Genomic DNA, 15,714 nt, shown 5'->3' on the forward strand with positions numbered 1-15,714 from the left:
TTGAAATCGAATGCATTGCTAATCTCCCTCCATTATATCGATACCTTCAAAAAACGAACACATCCGGTTGTCCTTGTTTCTCAGGATAAGCTATTAAAAATTATCTTTTATGGCCTTTTCCAACAACTTGAGGCAACGCTCCAGCTCTATTTTTAATTGCTTTTTATATGCCTCGGCCTTCTCTTTTCCTTGCTCAGTGAATTGATAATAGACAACCTCTTGATAAATGGTTCCCTGCTTCTTCTCTTTTTGCTGGAAAAGAATGCCTTGTTCAATTAGATCATGAAGCGCTTTATATATTTCCGGATGGTTGGGTCTGTATCCCAGACCCCGAAACTCTTCTTTTAGCAGATCACGAAGTTTCAGTCCATATAAATGGTTGTTTTCTATCAATGTAATCAAGTATAATTTTAAAAAGGCACGCTGCTTAACTAAAAATCCACTGGGTTGTCTTTCCATCTCAAAACATCCTCCTTCATTTCTTAGTTAATGATCGTGTTCTATTTTGGTGTATGCACTTTTTTGGGGCGAGATAAAAAATAACTCTATTGTTTATTTAGAACATAGTTTTATTAGAACATTTATTGGATGAAAAGAAGGAGCCGTTGAGCTCCCCATAATCAGATCAAAAGATTGAACAAATCTTGATCCTTGTTTATTTCAATATAGGCAAAACCCTTCTTGTTCATTCTGTCGATCAAAGGTTCATAATCGGTTTTGTTCTTGAGCTCTATACCGACAAGCACCGGCCCCTTATCCCGGTTGTTTTTCTTGGTGTACTCAAATCGGGTAATATCATCGTTTTCCCCTAATACATCTTCCATAAATTCTCTTAATGCACCAGCACGCTGAGGAAAGTTAACAATAAAATAATGTTTGAACCCCTCATAAATCAAGGAACGCTCTTTGATTTCCTGCATTCGGTCGATATCGTTGTTTCCTCCGCTGATGATGCAAACGATGTTCTTCCCTTTTATTTGATCCTTGTAAAAATCCAAGGCTGAAACAGGCAAAGCGCCGGCAGGCTCAGCAACAATCGCGTTTTCATTGTACAAATCAACCAAAGTTGTGCTTATTTTTCCTTCAGGTACCAATACAATATCGTCAATTACTTCTTTCCCAATTTCAAACGTCAACTTACCTACTTGTTTGACACTTGCTCCATCGACAAATTTATCGATTTTTTCCAGTGGATATACCCGGTCATTATCTAAGGAAAGTTTCATTCCCGGAGCTCCCTCTGGTTCCACCCCGATTACGTGAGTGAAAGGGCTAATACTTTTTATATAAGATCCGACTCCGGAAATCAGACCTCCGCCACCTACACCCATAAACACATGAGACACAGGCTCATCGATTTCTTCCAATACTTCTAAACCGATTGTCCCCTGTCCTGTGATGGTGCGGTAGTCGTCGAATGGATGAATAAATGCCATTTCATTTTCATCACAAAAAGCGACTGCTTCCTTGTAAGAATCATCAAAAGTATCTCCAGTCAATACAATTTCCACAAAAGGTCCGCCGAAAAACTCCACCCTGTCAACTTTTTGACGCGGTGTCGTAGCGGGCATAAAAACTCTCCCTTTTACGCCCAATGCCTTGCAAGAATATGCAACACCCTGAGCATGATTGCCGGCGCTGGCACATACTACTCCATTTTTCAGTTCTTCTCCGCTAAGGCTTTGCATGAAGTTATAGGCGCCTCTAATTTTGAAAGAGCGGACAACTTGCAGGTCCTCGCGTTTTAAATAAACATTGCATTGATATCGCTCGGATAATATGGAATCCTTTTGCAAAGGTGTTTTTACGACAACGTCTTTTAGCATTTGGTGAGCAATAATAATATCTTTTACTTCAATTGTGTTTAACTTTGTACTCATATCCCACTTATCCTTCCTGCTGAAAAAATTGTTAGCACAATACTACCATAAACAAGAGAATTGTAAACATTATTTTTTATATTTTCGTAAAATTTAGACAAACAAAAAAAGCAGAACAACTAGCGTATCTGCTTTTTCTCTTAGTCTTAATTAGATGGTTCGATTCTTTTCTTGGCGTGGTTCGATTTCCTGGCGGGAAATACCGTTAAAAACAGCGAACAAAAAACAAATAAAAAACCGATCCATTGCCAATAATCAACTGCATCTTTGAAGATGGTGACACCAATCAGAACGGAAACGACCAATTCTACAGAAGACAGAATAGCTGCCTTGCTCGATTCTACATAGGTCAGTCCCATCGTATATAACAGGTATGCCGCTATTGTGGATATCAAGGTAATGCCGGCAATAATCCCCCATACATCCGGAATGGCAAATAGCTGTCCTTTTTTCCATATGCTGCTGGTCGGTACCATGAAAAGGCTGCCGCACAGCATCGCATAGAAAGTGACAGTAAGTGGATGATAATAACGACTAACTAGTTTACCAATGACACTGAATAATGAACAGAACAAACCTGCAGCCAATCCAAGCACAATGGTCAAAAAGTCTAAGCCCGTATTTCCGCCGGGAAAATAACCGATAACCAGGGCGCATCCAAAGATTGTAAATAAGATTGCTATCCCTTTTTTCCAGGACATTTCTTCTTTAAAGAATATAAAGGCAATTATAGCTGCAAATACAGGTGAAGTATAAACAAATATAACAGCGATCGAAAGAGACGCCCTGTCGATCACTTCAAAATAGCACCAGTTAAACAATGCTATGCTGATAATACCCAATACAAAGAAATAAGGAATATGTCTCCATTTTATTCGTAAATATTTTTTTGCCATGGTAATCATCAAACCAAACAATACGATACTGCTCATAGCAAGCCGGATTGCCACAACTTCCCATGGTGTAAAACCAAAACGATACAGGTAAGTGACAAACAACCCTGTACTCCCCCAAAAGGCAGCCCCGATGATGATAAAACCATAAGCAATTGATGGTTTCATGCTTAGTCTCATTGTTATCGACCTCCTATTCTCTCTTTCTACAAGGATTAGTTATAACAACGAAGATTGATGGAAGGCTTAGTAGCGTCTTTTGATAAAAAGTCTGGATAAAACGCTAAGCGCGCAAGAATGATTGATTCATCCATCCGGTAAAATTTTATTGCCCGGAAAAGACCGGATTCCTTTTTTCCAGAAATGCTTGCACACCTTCTTTATGATCCTTTGTCTGCAACAAAGCCTGTTGAAATTCCGACTCTTTCAACAGGTAATCTCCCATTTCCGCTGAGACATGATTCAACATGTATTTGACGTATTTATGTGTACTCAATGGTCCAGAAGCCAATTGAACAGCCCAGTAGTGGGCAGCTTCTTTGGCATTATCCTCCGTTAAAATATTGATTATTCCAAGATCGTCCGCTTCTCGTGCGGTCCACGCTTTTCCTTCGAGAATCCATTGCTTGGCCAATGGTACAGAAATTCTCTCCGTTAACAATTTCATCAATCCTAAGTCGGGTATCAATCCTATCTGCTGGAAACTTATAGAAAAAACAGCTGATACCTCCGCCACAATAAAATCTGCTGCAAGAGCAAGACTGAATCCAGCTCCAGCTGCATGACCATGAACGGCAGCAACAACCATTTTGTCCAGTTCCATTATTACTTTAGGCAGACGGGAAGCGGCCTCCATATAAGCAGATATATCAGCCTGACTCTCGAGCTCCTGCATGGCATGAATATCCCCACCGGAACAGAAGGATTTCCCTTTTCCTGACAGGACAATCATCTTCACCCTTTCGTCAGATTCCCACTCCGATAGCTGTTGAATCAATTGTTCAATCAAAACCTGTGATAAACAATTTCTTCTTTTGGGATTATTTAAGCATATATGGCCAATTCCATCTGTTATACTTGTTTCAATTTGTTTCTCCATTTACTGCCCTCCATGAAAAATTATCACATACAGCTCTCAACTTCCAATATTTTTGTATGTTTCCCGAAGTGTTCGCTTCAATAATTTCCCGCTAGGATTTTTCGGTAATGTATCGGCAAACTCGATATACTTTGGTACCTTATATGTGGAAAGCTTCTCTTTACAGAATTGCAAAACTTCTTCCCGGGTTATCGAGCTACCCTTTTTCGGAACAATAATTGCCGTGACTGCTTCTATCCAATAGGAGTCTGGAATACTGATCACAGCAGCCTCAGAGACTCCTTCCAATTCATAAAGTGTTTCTTCCACCTCTCTGCTGGAAACATTTACACCGCCTGTATTAATCATGTCTTTCTTTCGATCGATGATCGTTATATAACCTTCCTCGTCCATGACTCCTAGATCGCCGCTATGGAACCACCCTCCCCGAAAGGCTTCGGCAGTTTTTTCCGGATCATGCAAGTAACCTTTCATAGCGTGCGGAGTACGATGGACAATTTCGCCGATTTGATTTCTTGGCACCTCTTCATCGTTATCATCCACAATCTTTGTCTCGACATGCAAAACAGCTTTCCCGGCAGCTCCCAGTTTCCGTAATTGGTCTTCTGGCTGAAGGGCAGCGGCAAGCGGGGCAACTTCAGTTTGCCCATAAAAGTTCCAGAACCTTGCCTGCGGAAGCTTTTCTGTGAGTTCCTTAAGTATTTCCCTTGGCATGATGGCGGCACCATAATAACATTTTTTCAAAGAGGAAAGATCTCTTCGTTCGAAATCGGGATGCCTTAATAATGCTATCCACACCGTAGGAGGACAAAATAGTTGAGTGGCCCGCTCTGTTTCTATCGCTTCCAGAATGGCTTCAGGACTTGCCTGTGGAAGGATGATTCCTGTGGAACCGACGTAGACGCCAGGCCCCAAAAAAACATGAAGCTGTGCACTATGATAGAACGGCAATGCGTGGATGGCGATGTCTTCAGCTTCCATTTTCCCTTCTATGATGCTGCTTACATATTCAGCTATCAAACTTTTGTGGGTTAACATAACCCCTTTCGGTTTTGATTCTGTGCCGCTCGTATAGAGAACATGGGCAAGGTCGTCATCTTGAATATCCGCCTCTACAAAGGAAGTTTGTTCACCGTCCCGCAATTCTGCTAAGGGCTTCCAATCTGGCCGTGTTTCCAAGGTAATGTCGGCATCCATCAAATATCGCCACGATACATTTGATTTATTACGTGCAGCGGCTTCATCCATCCGTTCGGCGTATTGGGCAGAAGCAGCGAACCCTTCGATACCGGCGTGCTCCAATATATACTGTACATCCTCTGTATTGAGCATGTAATTAAGTGGAACCATAACGGCGCCTATTCTCGCCAAGGAAAAATTCAATACCACAAAATCGAGGCTGTTGTTGGACAAAACAGCAAACATTGTTCCTTTTTTTATTCCATCTTCCCTTAATCCACGTGCCGTCCGGTTGACCAGGCTGTCCAATTGTTCATAGGTCAACCGTTTATTTTGATACTGAATAGCCGTTTTATCCGGATACCTACTGCTAGTACGGACCAATAAGTCGGACAAAGTATTCCTCCGAACACGTTCTAGTAGGCTGAAAGTGGATTCCGGTTCACTTAACTCTTTGGTCATTGTTATCACTCCTTCTCCTTTTTTCAATTCTTAAAGTTATGAAAGGGTTTTTCATTCATTATAATTTAAATTTTCAGAATTTCAATATTGTTTTTTTCTTCCATGAAAATTTCATAAAATAAGCAGAAGCTCTTCGCTTCTGCTTATTTCTAGGAATTGGCAACTTCCAAGTCTTTCTGTATATCGATTTTCAACTGGAATTTACGAAACAAATCCTCTTCAATCTGATGATAATATTGATCACTGACAACACCACTTGCGCCCCTCAGAATTTCAATTGCATAGTGGATAGGCGGGGCGATTTCTGTCGATTTATCAATTACGATAAAAGTTAATACATTTTGCAGTACCTTTCCATCCACATCAACGGAAACAAACGCCGGACGGTAAAGTTGGCCTTGAACTCCCTCGCGGACAAACAAATACTCTAACGCCTCTTTATTCAATTCATATACTTTGCCTTCTACATATCCATCAGATTCGATAATATCTGCCCTGCCACCATCTTCTGCAGCACGTGTAAAGGCAAGCGAAAAGTTATTAGCCTTTCCGCAACCGATCACTTTAGTAAAGTGTTCTGCTACACCTGCAGTAGTAAAACGTTCCGAATCCATACATGAGCCATATGCAAAATAACGGAACGAGTCATCTTCTAAATAACGATGGCATTTCCAATCTCCAAATTTTACTTCTTCCAACTGTTCAAGCGGGAAAGCCCCGTTGATATAAACAGATGCTTCCATCGCTCCTCTATCGCTATAGATGGTCTGAGATACTCTTTCACAAAGGTTTTTCTCCGTGCTTCCTCGAAAACCTTCCAATTCGTCTAATTGGTGTAGTGTATCAGTGGTTACTTCATATACCTCCCCGTACACTCGGTGAAGAGAGCTAACTCCCATTACAGGATAACCGCTGCCAGTATCATATAGTACACCACCAGTCCAACATTGACTTGCAACTCTGATGGCATTTTCCAGTAAATTATAGTTTGGTTCATTTTCCCTCAAGGTGCCATAAACGAAAACAAGATGATTGTTAGACATCAAGACTCTCCCTGAAATTATATTTTAAATCATTATTATTTAGTAATTATTATTGCTCGGCTGTTTATTATAGCAAGGTAAAACATTTATTACAACAGGGTGCGCTAATTTATTCCAGTTTATTTTATTAATTTTAGCATTTTATTTGTCCGTCTCCAGAAATTAAGTGTTTATAAGAAGTCAAAGCCATAAGGCCCATCGGACCTCTTGCATGAAGTTTTTGGGTGCTTATCCCTATCTCTGCGCCAAAACCGAATTCAAAACCATCGGTAAACCGTGTCGATGCGTTATGATAGAGAGCTGCAGCATCAATGGATTGAAAAAAAACTTCAACATTAGGAATGGATTCGCTAATGATAGCTTCGCTGTGTTTGGAACCATACTTATTGATATGTTCAATTGCTTCTCTTGTATTTGAAACGATTTTCAACGCTACTCTATTATCCAAATATTCCTCAGACCAATCTGAATCAGTTGCTGCTTCTATGGTAGAAGTGCTTAGTTCTACCGCCTTCTTATCCCCTATGATTACCACTCCTTTTTGTTGCAGGGCATGGATTAACAGGTTCAACTGTTCATCTGCCCAATCCCTGTGGACCACGATCGTCTCAATGGCATTACAGACAGAAGGACGATCGGTTTTTGCATTTACGGCAACGGAAACAGCCATTTCGGTATCTGCAGTTGCATCAATGAATAGATGGCAATTACCTGCACCAGTTTCAAGCACCGGGACAGAAGCCTCTTGGACGACTGTGTCGATCAATTTACGTCCTCCGCGAGGTATTAATACGTCAAGATATTCGTTAAGTCGAAACATTTTTAGGGCAGTCTCACGTCTTTGGTCCTCTACTAGTTGAACCGCTTGAGGCGGAAGATCCGTCTTCTCTAAAGCAGAATGAATCGACTTTACAATTGCCCGGTTGGAAGCGGATGCAGTGGAGCTACCGCGTAACAAAATGGCATTTCCAGTTTTCAAGCATAGACACGCTGCATCTAATGTTACATTCGGTCTTGCTTCATAAATCAATCCGACCACACCAAGCGGTACGGAAATGCGCTTAACTTTCAATCCGTTCGGTCTTAGCCACTCTGAAAGGGACTGCCCAATTGGATCTGGTAAATCAATCAGATTTCTTACCGCATCAGCCATTTGCAGGAGCCGTTCTTCTGTCAACATGATCCGGTCTAAAACGGCTTTGTTCAACTTTCTTTTTTGAGCGGCTGCCATATCCTCGTGATTCGCTTCCAAAATCAAGTCCATGTCTTTGCTTATTTGATCTGCTACGCTTTGCAAAGCATTATTTTTTTGTTTCGTTGTTGAGTTAGAGAGCGGCCGCGATGCCTGCTTGGCAAGAGATGCTTTTTGCAATAGCTCACTCATGAGAAACCTCCTTTACTATTACCATTTTGTCTCGGTGCACTACTTCCGGATGTTTATTTCCTGTTTTGGTCATGGCTTGAACGCTGGACATACCTATTACTTTTTGGAGCGATACAAAAGAGTAATGAACTTGCCCTTTTCCAATTATTTGATGATCCTGGTTAAGGATTTCAACTACATTACCCGGAGAGAAATTTCCCGATAAACCAGTGACACCTGCAGGCAAAAGACTCTTGTTGTCATGTACAATCGCCAGTTCTGCTCCTTTATCGATTGTTATTCGTCCTGAAATGACAGAATGAAATCCAATCCACTGTTTAGACTTTCTCCAGCTAGCCAATCCTTCTTTCCCTATATAGGTCCCTTCTCCTTTTCCAGCTATCACCTTTTCCAATGTTTTCTCTCCTGAATTTTTTCCAATATAAACAGGTACACCAAGATCAAGGGCTAACTTTGCAGCAATCAACTTGGACTTGATTCCTCCGGTACCCCATTTGGATCCAGAAGAATGACTCACCCTTTCCAGTAGCGATTCAGTTATATACGGTATAAAAGAAACTTTTTCTGCAGCAGTATTGTCGGACGGATATTCGTTATAAACCCCATCGATATCTGTGAAGAGTACGAACATATCGGCATTCAACAGTCCACTCACAAGTGCCGCTAGCATATCGTTATCCCCAAAGGTAAGTTCATCTACTGCAACTGAATCATTTTCGTTAATAATTGGTATGGCTGAACGCTTCAATAATTCTTCGAGGGTATGATAGGCGTTAGAGTATTGGTACATATCAGAAAATACGTCCCTTGTCATTAACATTTGGGCTGTTACCAGTTCATATCGATAAAATGCTTCTTCGTAAGCATGCAATAGTTTTCCTTGACCAACTGCTGCGGCAGCCTGCTTCCCCTTGATTGTTTCTGGTCTCATTTCATACCCCAGCGCTCGGAACCCAGCGGCGACGGCTCCTGAAGAAATCAAAATCACTTGATGTCCGCTTTGGATGAAACGGGCTAAAGCAGCTACATGCTTGTTCAATTTTTTTAAACTCAAACCACCGCTTGTTTCGGCAAGCGAGCTGCTGCCTATCTTAACAACGACTCTCTTTTTCAAGTATTCATTCCTCCTTTGCATATGAAACGAGCCCTTCTGTAAAGGGACAGGAGCTTACCCCCCTCCGCACCAGCATCTAATTGGGATGCTTGAACATATTTCTTCTAATTAAAAGTAAAAACCCATCTCATCCTACATGTTTTTTCATGTAAAGGACGAAATGGGTATATTTCCGCGTTACCACCTTTGTTGACACGCACATATTGCGTGCCCTCTTTCCTCTTTAACGCAGAGAACGGTCATGGATCTTTCGACAGCTCTAAAGATAGGTTCGGTTGGTTCGAGTGTAAGAAACTTTCAGCCGGTGATTCCTTTTCTCTATCCACTGAAGATCAACCTACTGGTCTTTTTCATTGCTTTTTCAAGTATTTTTATCATTATCAAGCAAACTGTCAGAATTGTCAATCATTTATTTTGTTTTCGGGTTTTCCTGGTTTTGGTCAATAATTTTAGCAATGTTGCTGGATTGCCACCGCTCGGCAGTTGTCTCATCAATTTCATAGGTTTTTCCCTCGCGGAGTAATTCCCCATGGTAAGCAGTCTGCACATTCATTTTCACATATACCATTTTTCTCTTCTCCTTTGCCGTTTAGTCTTTCAGTCTTATCTCTTTCTATATAAGTATAAAAAAAACAGAAGCCGAAGAAAATATATAAGTTTATTCCACAACAAAAGTACTTTGATTCACCCATTGTATTTGAGGAAATTTTTTCAAATCCTGAACGAGCCGGATAAGGGCATTATCTTTTTGTTTTGCTTCAATCATACAGTCTACTTGGGCAGTAGTCCCGCTTACCTGCTGCGCAAACTTAAAAACCATGTTTGCATCCACATAATCGGCGTGATGGCGAAAATTCTTTTCATTTTTTGGACTGGAGAAATGAATTTTCACCGGCAGGCTAGACGTTTTCCATGTTTCCAGTATTCTTGGCCAATCAGAAAACCAGTCTGCCTCATGATGATTTGCCAAGTGATGATGCAGATCAAAGACAGCCGGAATTCCAAGTTTTTCGGAAAGGTATAGGACATCTTTTATAGTAAATGTCTTATCATCATTCTCGAGCAGGATCATTTGCTGTAGTTCTTTATTCATTCTGCCCCAGTTATCTATAAATCGTTCAAGAGCTTTTTCCTTATCGCCATATACCCCTCCCGTATGCAGGACACATCTGTGTTTAGGAGGAACTTTCATCCCTGTTAACAGTCGATGGTGGTATCTCAATGTTTTAACAGAAACTTTCAGAATTTCTTCCTTTGGAGAATTCAGAACCACAAAGTGGTCAGGATGAAAATCAACCCGCATTTCGTTTGCAGTGGCATACTCACCAAGCTGTTGAAGGTCCTCTTCCAATTCCCGATAATAGTCCCAATCAACCAATTCCTCGTGGGTCGCTAGGGGTATTAGCCGGGAACTTAATCGAAAAAAGGAAATATCAAGCGCTTTGTTATGCTTTAGTAGTCGCAGGCAGTTGTGAATGTTACTTTTTGCAATCCGTTCGAGTTTCCGCTTTGCTGCCTCACGGTCTCGAAGTTGACTGAAGGTTTTAAACGTCATTGTTTGAGAAGGAGAACTGTTTGTCACCTGTTTGCTCATAGCCACATAGCCAAGCCTGAAAATGGTCATCTTTAAGCCCCCAGTTCTTTTTTTATGGTTAGTATGTTTATTCTTCCACCTATTTAATCAGTTTATCTGATGTCTATCCGGGTAGATGAAAAATAAAGGAGATGATTGATTTGGTAATTGTATTTATCAGCTTGGCTATCGTATTGATCGCCTTGATTATAGGAGTAGTAATTGGAAACCAGGCTAGAAAAGGGATTCAGTCCGAGTTGAGTAAAATGAGTCAAACGATGGCCCCTGTCCAACAGGATATGGATGAATTGAAGCGGCAATCTTCCGTTTTATCAGAAAAACAGTCTTCCATTCAACAACATATTCAAGAGTCGAAATCCGACGTCCAGCATACCATCCAGATTGCCAAGGAAATTCCGGGTATGTATCGGGAATTGTTTTCTAAAAACAGTGATCTCAAACAATCCACCTATCTTTAATAAAACTTGTTCAATATCGCTCCAAGCTGATGAAAGGGACAAAAGTATACCGCCCTAAACAAAAACCGATCGATGATTCGATAGTCAATTATCCGAATTCGTTCGGTTTTCTTTTTGGTGACCGTAGAATTTCTGCTTTTATTAATCAACTTAGTTGCTAAAGTGGTTTCTACGCTGGGTTTGTTTTGTAAGTGGATTATGTTGCACCCCCACCTCTTCGGTTTTTTTATACTTCTGATCTTCTCTGATTCTTCTTCCTTCAGTTTCTAACATAAAAAAAGCAACAAGAAAATAGAATGAGGTTGACAAGCCTTAAAAAAGAATTGAGGAGCCCCGAAATGATAGTGTGCATTTTTTTTATAACGGAACGAACAAGTTTTTTGATTAAGCCCTTTCAAGCCGAAAAGGATTTCATAACTCATGGCACATAAAGCTACAGTGCTGGGATTGGTCACACTGGGGGCGACTATTCAAGGTTATTCCATGTCCGTGTTTTTATTTCCTCACTTTATTCCCTCAGGAGGAGCTGGAGGTATAGCCGTATTGTTTAACTATTGGTTCGGTTTGCCTCTTAGTGTTGCGTTATGGATCGTTAATTTCTCATTGCTTGCGGCTGCAATTCACTGGCTCGGAAATGCAAGTGCCCTTGGTACGATGTATGCGATCACTGTCACTTCGCTTGCCGTTCAATTTTTTGATAACCCAGTCTTCTTGCACGGTGGGAACGCATGGTTCGATCTTTTGTTCGGGTCCCTGATCCTCGGCTTCGGTATCGGGATTCTTTTAAAGCAAGGGGTTTCCAATGGCGGGATGGGTGTCATTGCCCTGATCACTGCAAAATACCGGAACATCCCTCCAGGTAAACCCTTGCTGATTCTCAACGGTTCTGTATTTCTATTGACCGCGTCAATTATCGACTGGCGAATCGTTATACAGGCAATTATCTGTCAATGGGTATCCACAAAAATGGTCGATTTCCTATTTACCACCAAACTTTCCTTTCTGCCAGTATTATTGGCAGCCAAAAGAAAAAAGTAGCGGTTTTTCTAAAGTTTCTTGTAAACAAAAAATATAGACTGCACAGTTACTGTAAGGAAGTGCCAGCCTATTCAAAAAGAGCGTGTGCTAGCTAAGAAGCATGTAGATTATCGTAAGCGTAGCCCATTCCTTTGATTCCCAACAAGACATCTTAAAAACGCTTGTCAGGAAATAGGTACTTTTCTTCTAAAAAACAGTTGAGGATTCCGTCTTTACTCGCTCTCCTGGATTTTCTGCTTGTTTCCTGGCTATGTCTTTTGATAAGACGTGTCTTGTAGTACCAAGTCAATCAAGAAAAAATGTGTCGTACACTCTAATATAAACAGAGGCTATTCTAGCAAAGGAAATACCCGGAAGAGACTCCAGCGGGAGAAAAGGATCTGGTGAGATCCCGCAGAGCATTAGCTCGAGGAAGCTCGCCAGATCCTCGCGAAAAGCGTAAGGTATTTTCGCAGCGCGCCCTCAAATTCTACAAAAGCAGGAAGTCAGGAAGACACATTCAAACTATGTCGCTGTTTCTGACAACTGTGAAGTGAATAAAAAATAAAAGGCTTCGCTAAAGTAAAAACGGTCGTGTTTATCTGGTAGGACAATTTTTAAACTATTTTTGCCATGCATATGCTTTCTTGAAAGGAGCGTATTGCATGAAAAATATCTTCTGGTTAATTGTTTTCTTCATAGGTCTCGTTTTCCTTACAGGATGCAATAGTAATAGCAGTGTGGATAAGTACCCAGACAAGAGTATTCAGCTGGTTGTCGCCTATTCACCCGGCGCCGCTACCGACACGCAGGCAAGAATTATAGCCAAGTATGCAAAAAAATACCTGGGGCAGGAAATGGTGATTGTCAACAAGCCTGGCGGCGGAGGGCAAGTTGGCTGGAATTATTTTTCCTCGGTTAAGCCCGATGGGTATATACTCTCTGCATACAACCTCCCTCACATCATCACCCAGCCTATGGTAGGAGATACATCCTATGATCTGGAAACCTTCGAGCCTATCGTTAACTGGGGCGGTGATCCTACCGTCTTTGCCGTTCGCAGTGATAGCCAGATCAAAACGCTAGATGATTTAATAAGGGAAGCAAGGCAGTCACCAGGTACCATGACAATCGGCAATGCAGGAAAGTTCGTCGGTCAACATCTCGCTATTCTGCTGCTGGAAAATACAGCTGAAATCGAGGTAGAGGATGTTCCATTCAAAGGTTCTTCCGAGGCGATCTCATCTCTGCTTGGCGGGCACACAGACGTACTCGCAGGGAATCTGTCTGATATATACCGATTGGGAAGTGAAGTTAGGCCACTTGCGATCGCTGCTGAGGAAAGGCACCCCTTCGCTCCTGACATCCCCACCTTTAAAGAACTTGGGTTTCCGCAAATAATCATGAGTACGGATCGAGGTATCGCCGCAAGAGAAGGTACTCCGGAAGAAATTATCAAGAAACTGGAAAAGGCATTCCTGAAACTGTTGGAGGATCAAGACTTTTTAAAGGAAATGGAAAAAGCCGGTGCCGACACGTTGATCTTGGACCGGCAACAAGTGAAAAAAGAAATAGAACAGCGATCCAAAAATTATAAAGAACTGCTGGAATCGATAAATGTGGTCAACTGATACTCTGTCACTCAGCCTAGAGCGGGAAGAGGAACCTGAAAGATCAACGAAAAGATGAGGTAAAGAACACCCGTGAAAAACACCGTAATTGCAAGCAATTGCTTATAGGAAAAGGTTTGCCATCCTTTTTTGATTGCAAATCCCGGGATAAGCAACATAAGTAACAGCACTTGAAGATAAAAACCGATTATCTGAACAGAGAAAAGGATGAACAAGATAAGCAGCATAAGCGGCAAAATTTTCTTTGGTAGGATAGTTGCCCCGATAACCATGGTTTTATTCTTTTGGAGTGATTCTAGCAAGGCAAGAAATGATAGAATGATCAACGTGATCTGCGGCATAAGCCGAAGCTCAAACTGTAGATTGTTCAACAAGCCGACCATTAGCAGACAAATCACCGCTGCCGAAATCCAGGTGATTCGATGTGGAAGCTGTCGTACAGTACCGGCCTTCCCATCTGATCTTTTCTTTTTACGGTAGTTGCTTATTCCTTGATAGAAGGCTGCAACAATGGTCCCGGTAATTAACAGGACGAGCGCGAGATTCCAAGGCCCTGAAAAGAAATAGTGCCAAGCTCCACCTTCTGCATTGCCTACTTGAATGCCAGTTAGGAGACCTTCTTCCGCTATGCTGCCTAAAATAAAACCAAGCGCAATCGGGGCCGCGGAAAATTGAAATTTATGCAGGAAAAACATCATACAGCCAATAACAACAGCAGTATACACATCAAACACACTGTTCTGTGTTGTATAGGAGCCGATAATAGAAAAGGACAAAATAACAGGTGCCATTAAAAAAGCAGGAATCAGGGACAAACTGGTCATATACTTAATCAATGCCAAACCAAGAAATAACAACAAAACCTGAGCTGCAACCATACTGAACAAAAAGGTATAAGCAACATCAGCATGCTCGACAAACAAATTTCTTCCCGGCCAAATCCCGTGGATCAACAATCCTCCGAGAAAAATGGCTGCTGTCGGCGAACCAGGAATACCTAACGTAAGCAATGGAATCAAGGAACCGCCCACCATGGCATTATTTGCGCTTTCTGAAGCGATGATTCCCTTTTTTTCGCCTTTCCCGAACCTGCTTTTGTTCTTGGAAAATCGTTTCACTTCATTATAAGCAAGGATACTGGCGATGTTTCCTCCCGCTCCTGGAATCATACCGATAAATGATCCTAATCCACTTCCGATCAGAACTGACTTGGGACGGAGTAATACGTCCTTAAAAGACTGCCGAATAGTTGATCCTTTCATCTGCAAGGGTGATATCGCTCGTTTGTCAGGTAAAGAAAGGTTCTCTATTAGACGGAACGCCTGGGGAAACGCAAATAACCCAATTAACACTGCAACAATATGAAAACCCCCAACAAAACTGTCTATCCCAAAAGTGAATCTAGAAACACCGGTTACCGTGTGGATACCAACGAATGCAAGGCCGATTCCAATACAACCGCCAATCAAATTTTTGGTGACGGTTCCATCTGATATGGCAGCAATTGCAGTAATTCCAAATACAGCAACCCAAAAGGTTTGAGCAGGACCAAACTGTAACGAAATATCAGCAAAAATCGGGGCAAAGAAGACAAGCAAAATCATTCCAAATAATCCGCCGATTACCGAAGAAATCGTAGTTAATTCAAGAGCTTTTCGTCCTTGTCCTTTTTGTGCCATGGGATATCCATCAAAAGTAGTCGCAACAGAAGCCGGTGCTCCGGGAACATTAAACAAAATCGCGGGAATTGAGCCCCCAAAAACACTTCCGCAGTAAATTCCTCCCAATAAAATTAACCCTTCCGTCGGTCCTAGTGTAAAAGTGAAGGGGATGGTAAGTGCGACACCCATCGTCGGAGTCAATCCTGGTAATGCTCCAACAATGATACCGGTCAACAAACCCGCAGCTAAGAACACAAGATGATGAAGTTCGAAGATCTCTCCGATAAAAGCCATGTATC

14 protein-coding genes and 1 other annotated feature are annotated in these 15,714 nt (G+C 41.6%); of the genes, 3 read left to right on the forward strand and 11 right to left on the reverse strand.

The genetic code is table 11. The features are described from left to right. Positions 1 to 93: 93 nt before the first annotated feature. From BLR82_RS01325 to uvsE, 10 genes are all read right to left on the reverse strand, one after another. Positions 94 to 459, reverse strand: a complete 366-nt coding sequence (locus BLR82_RS01325) for a replication termination protein (RefSeq protein WP_074597217.1) — start codon at positions 457 to 459, stop codon at positions 94 to 96. Positions 460 to 620: 161 nt separating this feature from the next. Continuing rightward, positions 621 to 1,880 carry a threonine ammonia-lyase IlvA gene (gene ilvA / locus BLR82_RS01330; RefSeq protein ID WP_074597218.1) on the reverse strand — a complete coding sequence of 420 codons (1,260 nt, stop codon included), beginning with the start codon at positions 1,878 to 1,880 and terminating at the stop codon, positions 621 to 623. 146 nt (positions 1,881 to 2,026) lie between these two features. Next, positions 2,027 to 2,953 carry a DMT family transporter gene (locus BLR82_RS01335; protein ID WP_083334669.1) on the reverse strand — a complete coding sequence of 309 codons (927 nt, stop codon included), beginning with the start codon at positions 2,951 to 2,953 and terminating at the stop codon, positions 2,027 to 2,029. 145 nt (positions 2,954 to 3,098) lie between these two features. Continuing rightward, positions 3,099 to 3,872 carry an enoyl-CoA hydratase/isomerase family protein gene (locus BLR82_RS01340; protein ID WP_074597219.1) on the reverse strand — a complete coding sequence of 258 codons (774 nt, stop codon included), beginning with the start codon at positions 3,870 to 3,872 and terminating at the stop codon, positions 3,099 to 3,101. A 36-nt stretch (positions 3,873 to 3,908) separates the two neighbouring features. Further along, on the reverse strand, positions 3,909 to 5,513 hold the full coding sequence (locus BLR82_RS01345) for a fatty acyl-CoA synthetase (RefSeq protein ID WP_074597220.1): 1,605 nt from the start codon (positions 5,511 to 5,513) through the stop codon (positions 3,909 to 3,911). A gap of 149 nt (positions 5,514 to 5,662) precedes the next feature. Then, positions 5,663 to 6,556, reverse strand: coding sequence for a gamma-glutamylcyclotransferase family protein (locus BLR82_RS01350; RefSeq protein WP_074597221.1), 894 nt, complete (start codon positions 6,554 to 6,556; stop codon positions 5,663 to 5,665). A 133-nt stretch (positions 6,557 to 6,689) separates the two neighbouring features. Continuing rightward, on the reverse strand, positions 6,690 to 7,940 hold the full coding sequence (locus tag BLR82_RS01355) for a glutamate-5-semialdehyde dehydrogenase (protein WP_074597222.1): 1,251 nt from the start codon (positions 7,938 to 7,940) through the stop codon (positions 6,690 to 6,692). Next, positions 7,933 to 9,054 (reverse strand): glutamate 5-kinase, encoded by a 1,122-nt coding sequence (gene proB, locus BLR82_RS01360; protein WP_245693621.1) that lies wholly within the window; start codon positions 9,052 to 9,054, stop codon positions 7,933 to 7,935. The genes BLR82_RS01355 and proB overlap by 8 nt, the downstream gene beginning before the upstream one ends. A gap of 148 nt (positions 9,055 to 9,202) precedes the next feature. Continuing rightward, positions 9,203 to 9,417 (reverse strand) — a binding site (T-box leader). 46 nt (positions 9,418 to 9,463) lie between these two features. Next, positions 9,464 to 9,622 carry a hypothetical protein gene (locus BLR82_RS20910; RefSeq protein WP_175486735.1) on the reverse strand — a complete coding sequence of 53 codons (159 nt, stop codon included), beginning with the start codon at positions 9,620 to 9,622 and terminating at the stop codon, positions 9,464 to 9,466. 90 nt (positions 9,623 to 9,712) lie between these two features. Next, positions 9,713 to 10,678 (reverse strand): UV DNA damage repair endonuclease UvsE, encoded by a 966-nt coding sequence (gene uvsE, locus BLR82_RS01365; protein WP_074597224.1) that lies wholly within the window; start codon positions 10,676 to 10,678, stop codon positions 9,713 to 9,715. A gap of 110 nt (positions 10,679 to 10,788) precedes the next feature. On the opposite strand from uvsE, the gene BLR82_RS01370 reads away from it, so the two are divergent. The 3 genes from BLR82_RS01370 (at position 10,789) to BLR82_RS01380 (ending at position 13,754) form a co-directional block, all read left to right on the forward strand. Next, entirely contained in the window at positions 10,789 to 11,106 is a 318-nt protein-coding gene (locus BLR82_RS01370; protein WP_074597225.1) for a DUF948 domain-containing protein, read from the forward strand. Between the two features lie 420 nt (positions 11,107 to 11,526). Then, the gene (locus tag BLR82_RS01375) at positions 11,527 to 12,144 is read left to right on the forward strand and encodes a YitT family protein (RefSeq protein WP_074597226.1); all 618 of its coding nucleotides are present in this window, start codon (positions 11,527 to 11,529) and stop codon (positions 12,142 to 12,144) included. Between the two features lie 644 nt (positions 12,145 to 12,788). After that, the gene (locus tag BLR82_RS01380; RefSeq protein WP_083334670.1) at positions 12,789 to 13,754 is read left to right on the forward strand and encodes a tripartite tricarboxylate transporter substrate binding protein; all 966 of its coding nucleotides are present in this window, start codon (positions 12,789 to 12,791) and stop codon (positions 13,752 to 13,754) included. 11 nt (positions 13,755 to 13,765) lie between these two features. Here the strand turns inward: BLR82_RS01380 and BLR82_RS01385 are convergent, their stop codons facing one another. Next, entirely contained in the window at positions 13,766 to 15,709 is a 1,944-nt protein-coding gene (locus BLR82_RS01385) for a tripartite tricarboxylate transporter permease (RefSeq protein ID WP_074597227.1), read from the reverse strand. Positions 15,710 to 15,714: the final 5 nt, after the last annotated feature.

This window comes from Sediminibacillus halophilus, from assembly GCF_900103695.1.
In the GTDB taxonomy this organism is placed as follows: domain Bacteria; phylum Bacillota; class Bacilli; order Bacillales; family Amphibacillaceae; genus Sediminibacillus; species Sediminibacillus halophilus.

Coding starts and splice junctions, on each gene's coding strand:
- BLR82_RS20910 (WP_175486735.1), bottom strand. CDS start 9,622: ATGGTATATGTGAAAATGAATGTGCAGACTGCTTACCATGGGGAATTA.
- BLR82_RS01385 (WP_074597227.1), bottom strand. CDS start 15,709: ATGGCTTTTATCGGAGAGATCTTCGAACTTCATCATCTTGTGTTCTTA.
- ilvA (WP_074597218.1), bottom strand. CDS start 1,880: ATGAGTACAAAGTTAAACACAATTGAAGTAAAAGATATTATTATTGCT.
- BLR82_RS01355 (WP_074597222.1), bottom strand. CDS start 7,940: ATGAGTGAGCTATTGCAAAAAGCATCTCTTGCCAAGCAGGCATCGCGG.
- BLR82_RS01325 (WP_074597217.1), bottom strand. CDS start 459: ATGGAAAGACAACCCAGTGGATTTTTAGTTAAGCAGCGTGCCTTTTTA.
- BLR82_RS01340 (WP_074597219.1), bottom strand. CDS start 3,872: ATGGAGAAACAAATTGAAACAAGTATAACAGATGGAATTGGCCATATA.
- BLR82_RS01375 (WP_074597226.1), top strand. CDS start 11,527: ATGGCACATAAAGCTACAGTGCTGGGATTGGTCACACTGGGGGCGACT.
- uvsE (WP_074597224.1), bottom strand. CDS start 10,678: ATGACCATTTTCAGGCTTGGCTATGTGGCTATGAGCAAACAGGTGACA.
- BLR82_RS01350 (WP_074597221.1), bottom strand. CDS start 6,556: ATGTCTAACAATCATCTTGTTTTCGTTTATGGCACCTTGAGGGAAAAT.
- BLR82_RS01335 (WP_083334669.1), bottom strand. CDS start 2,953: ATGAGACTAAGCATGAAACCATCAATTGCTTATGGTTTTATCATCATC.
- BLR82_RS01345 (WP_074597220.1), bottom strand. CDS start 5,513: ATGACCAAAGAGTTAAGTGAACCGGAATCCACTTTCAGCCTACTAGAA.
- BLR82_RS01380 (WP_083334670.1), top strand. CDS start 12,789: ATGAAAAATATCTTCTGGTTAATTGTTTTCTTCATAGGTCTCGTTTTC.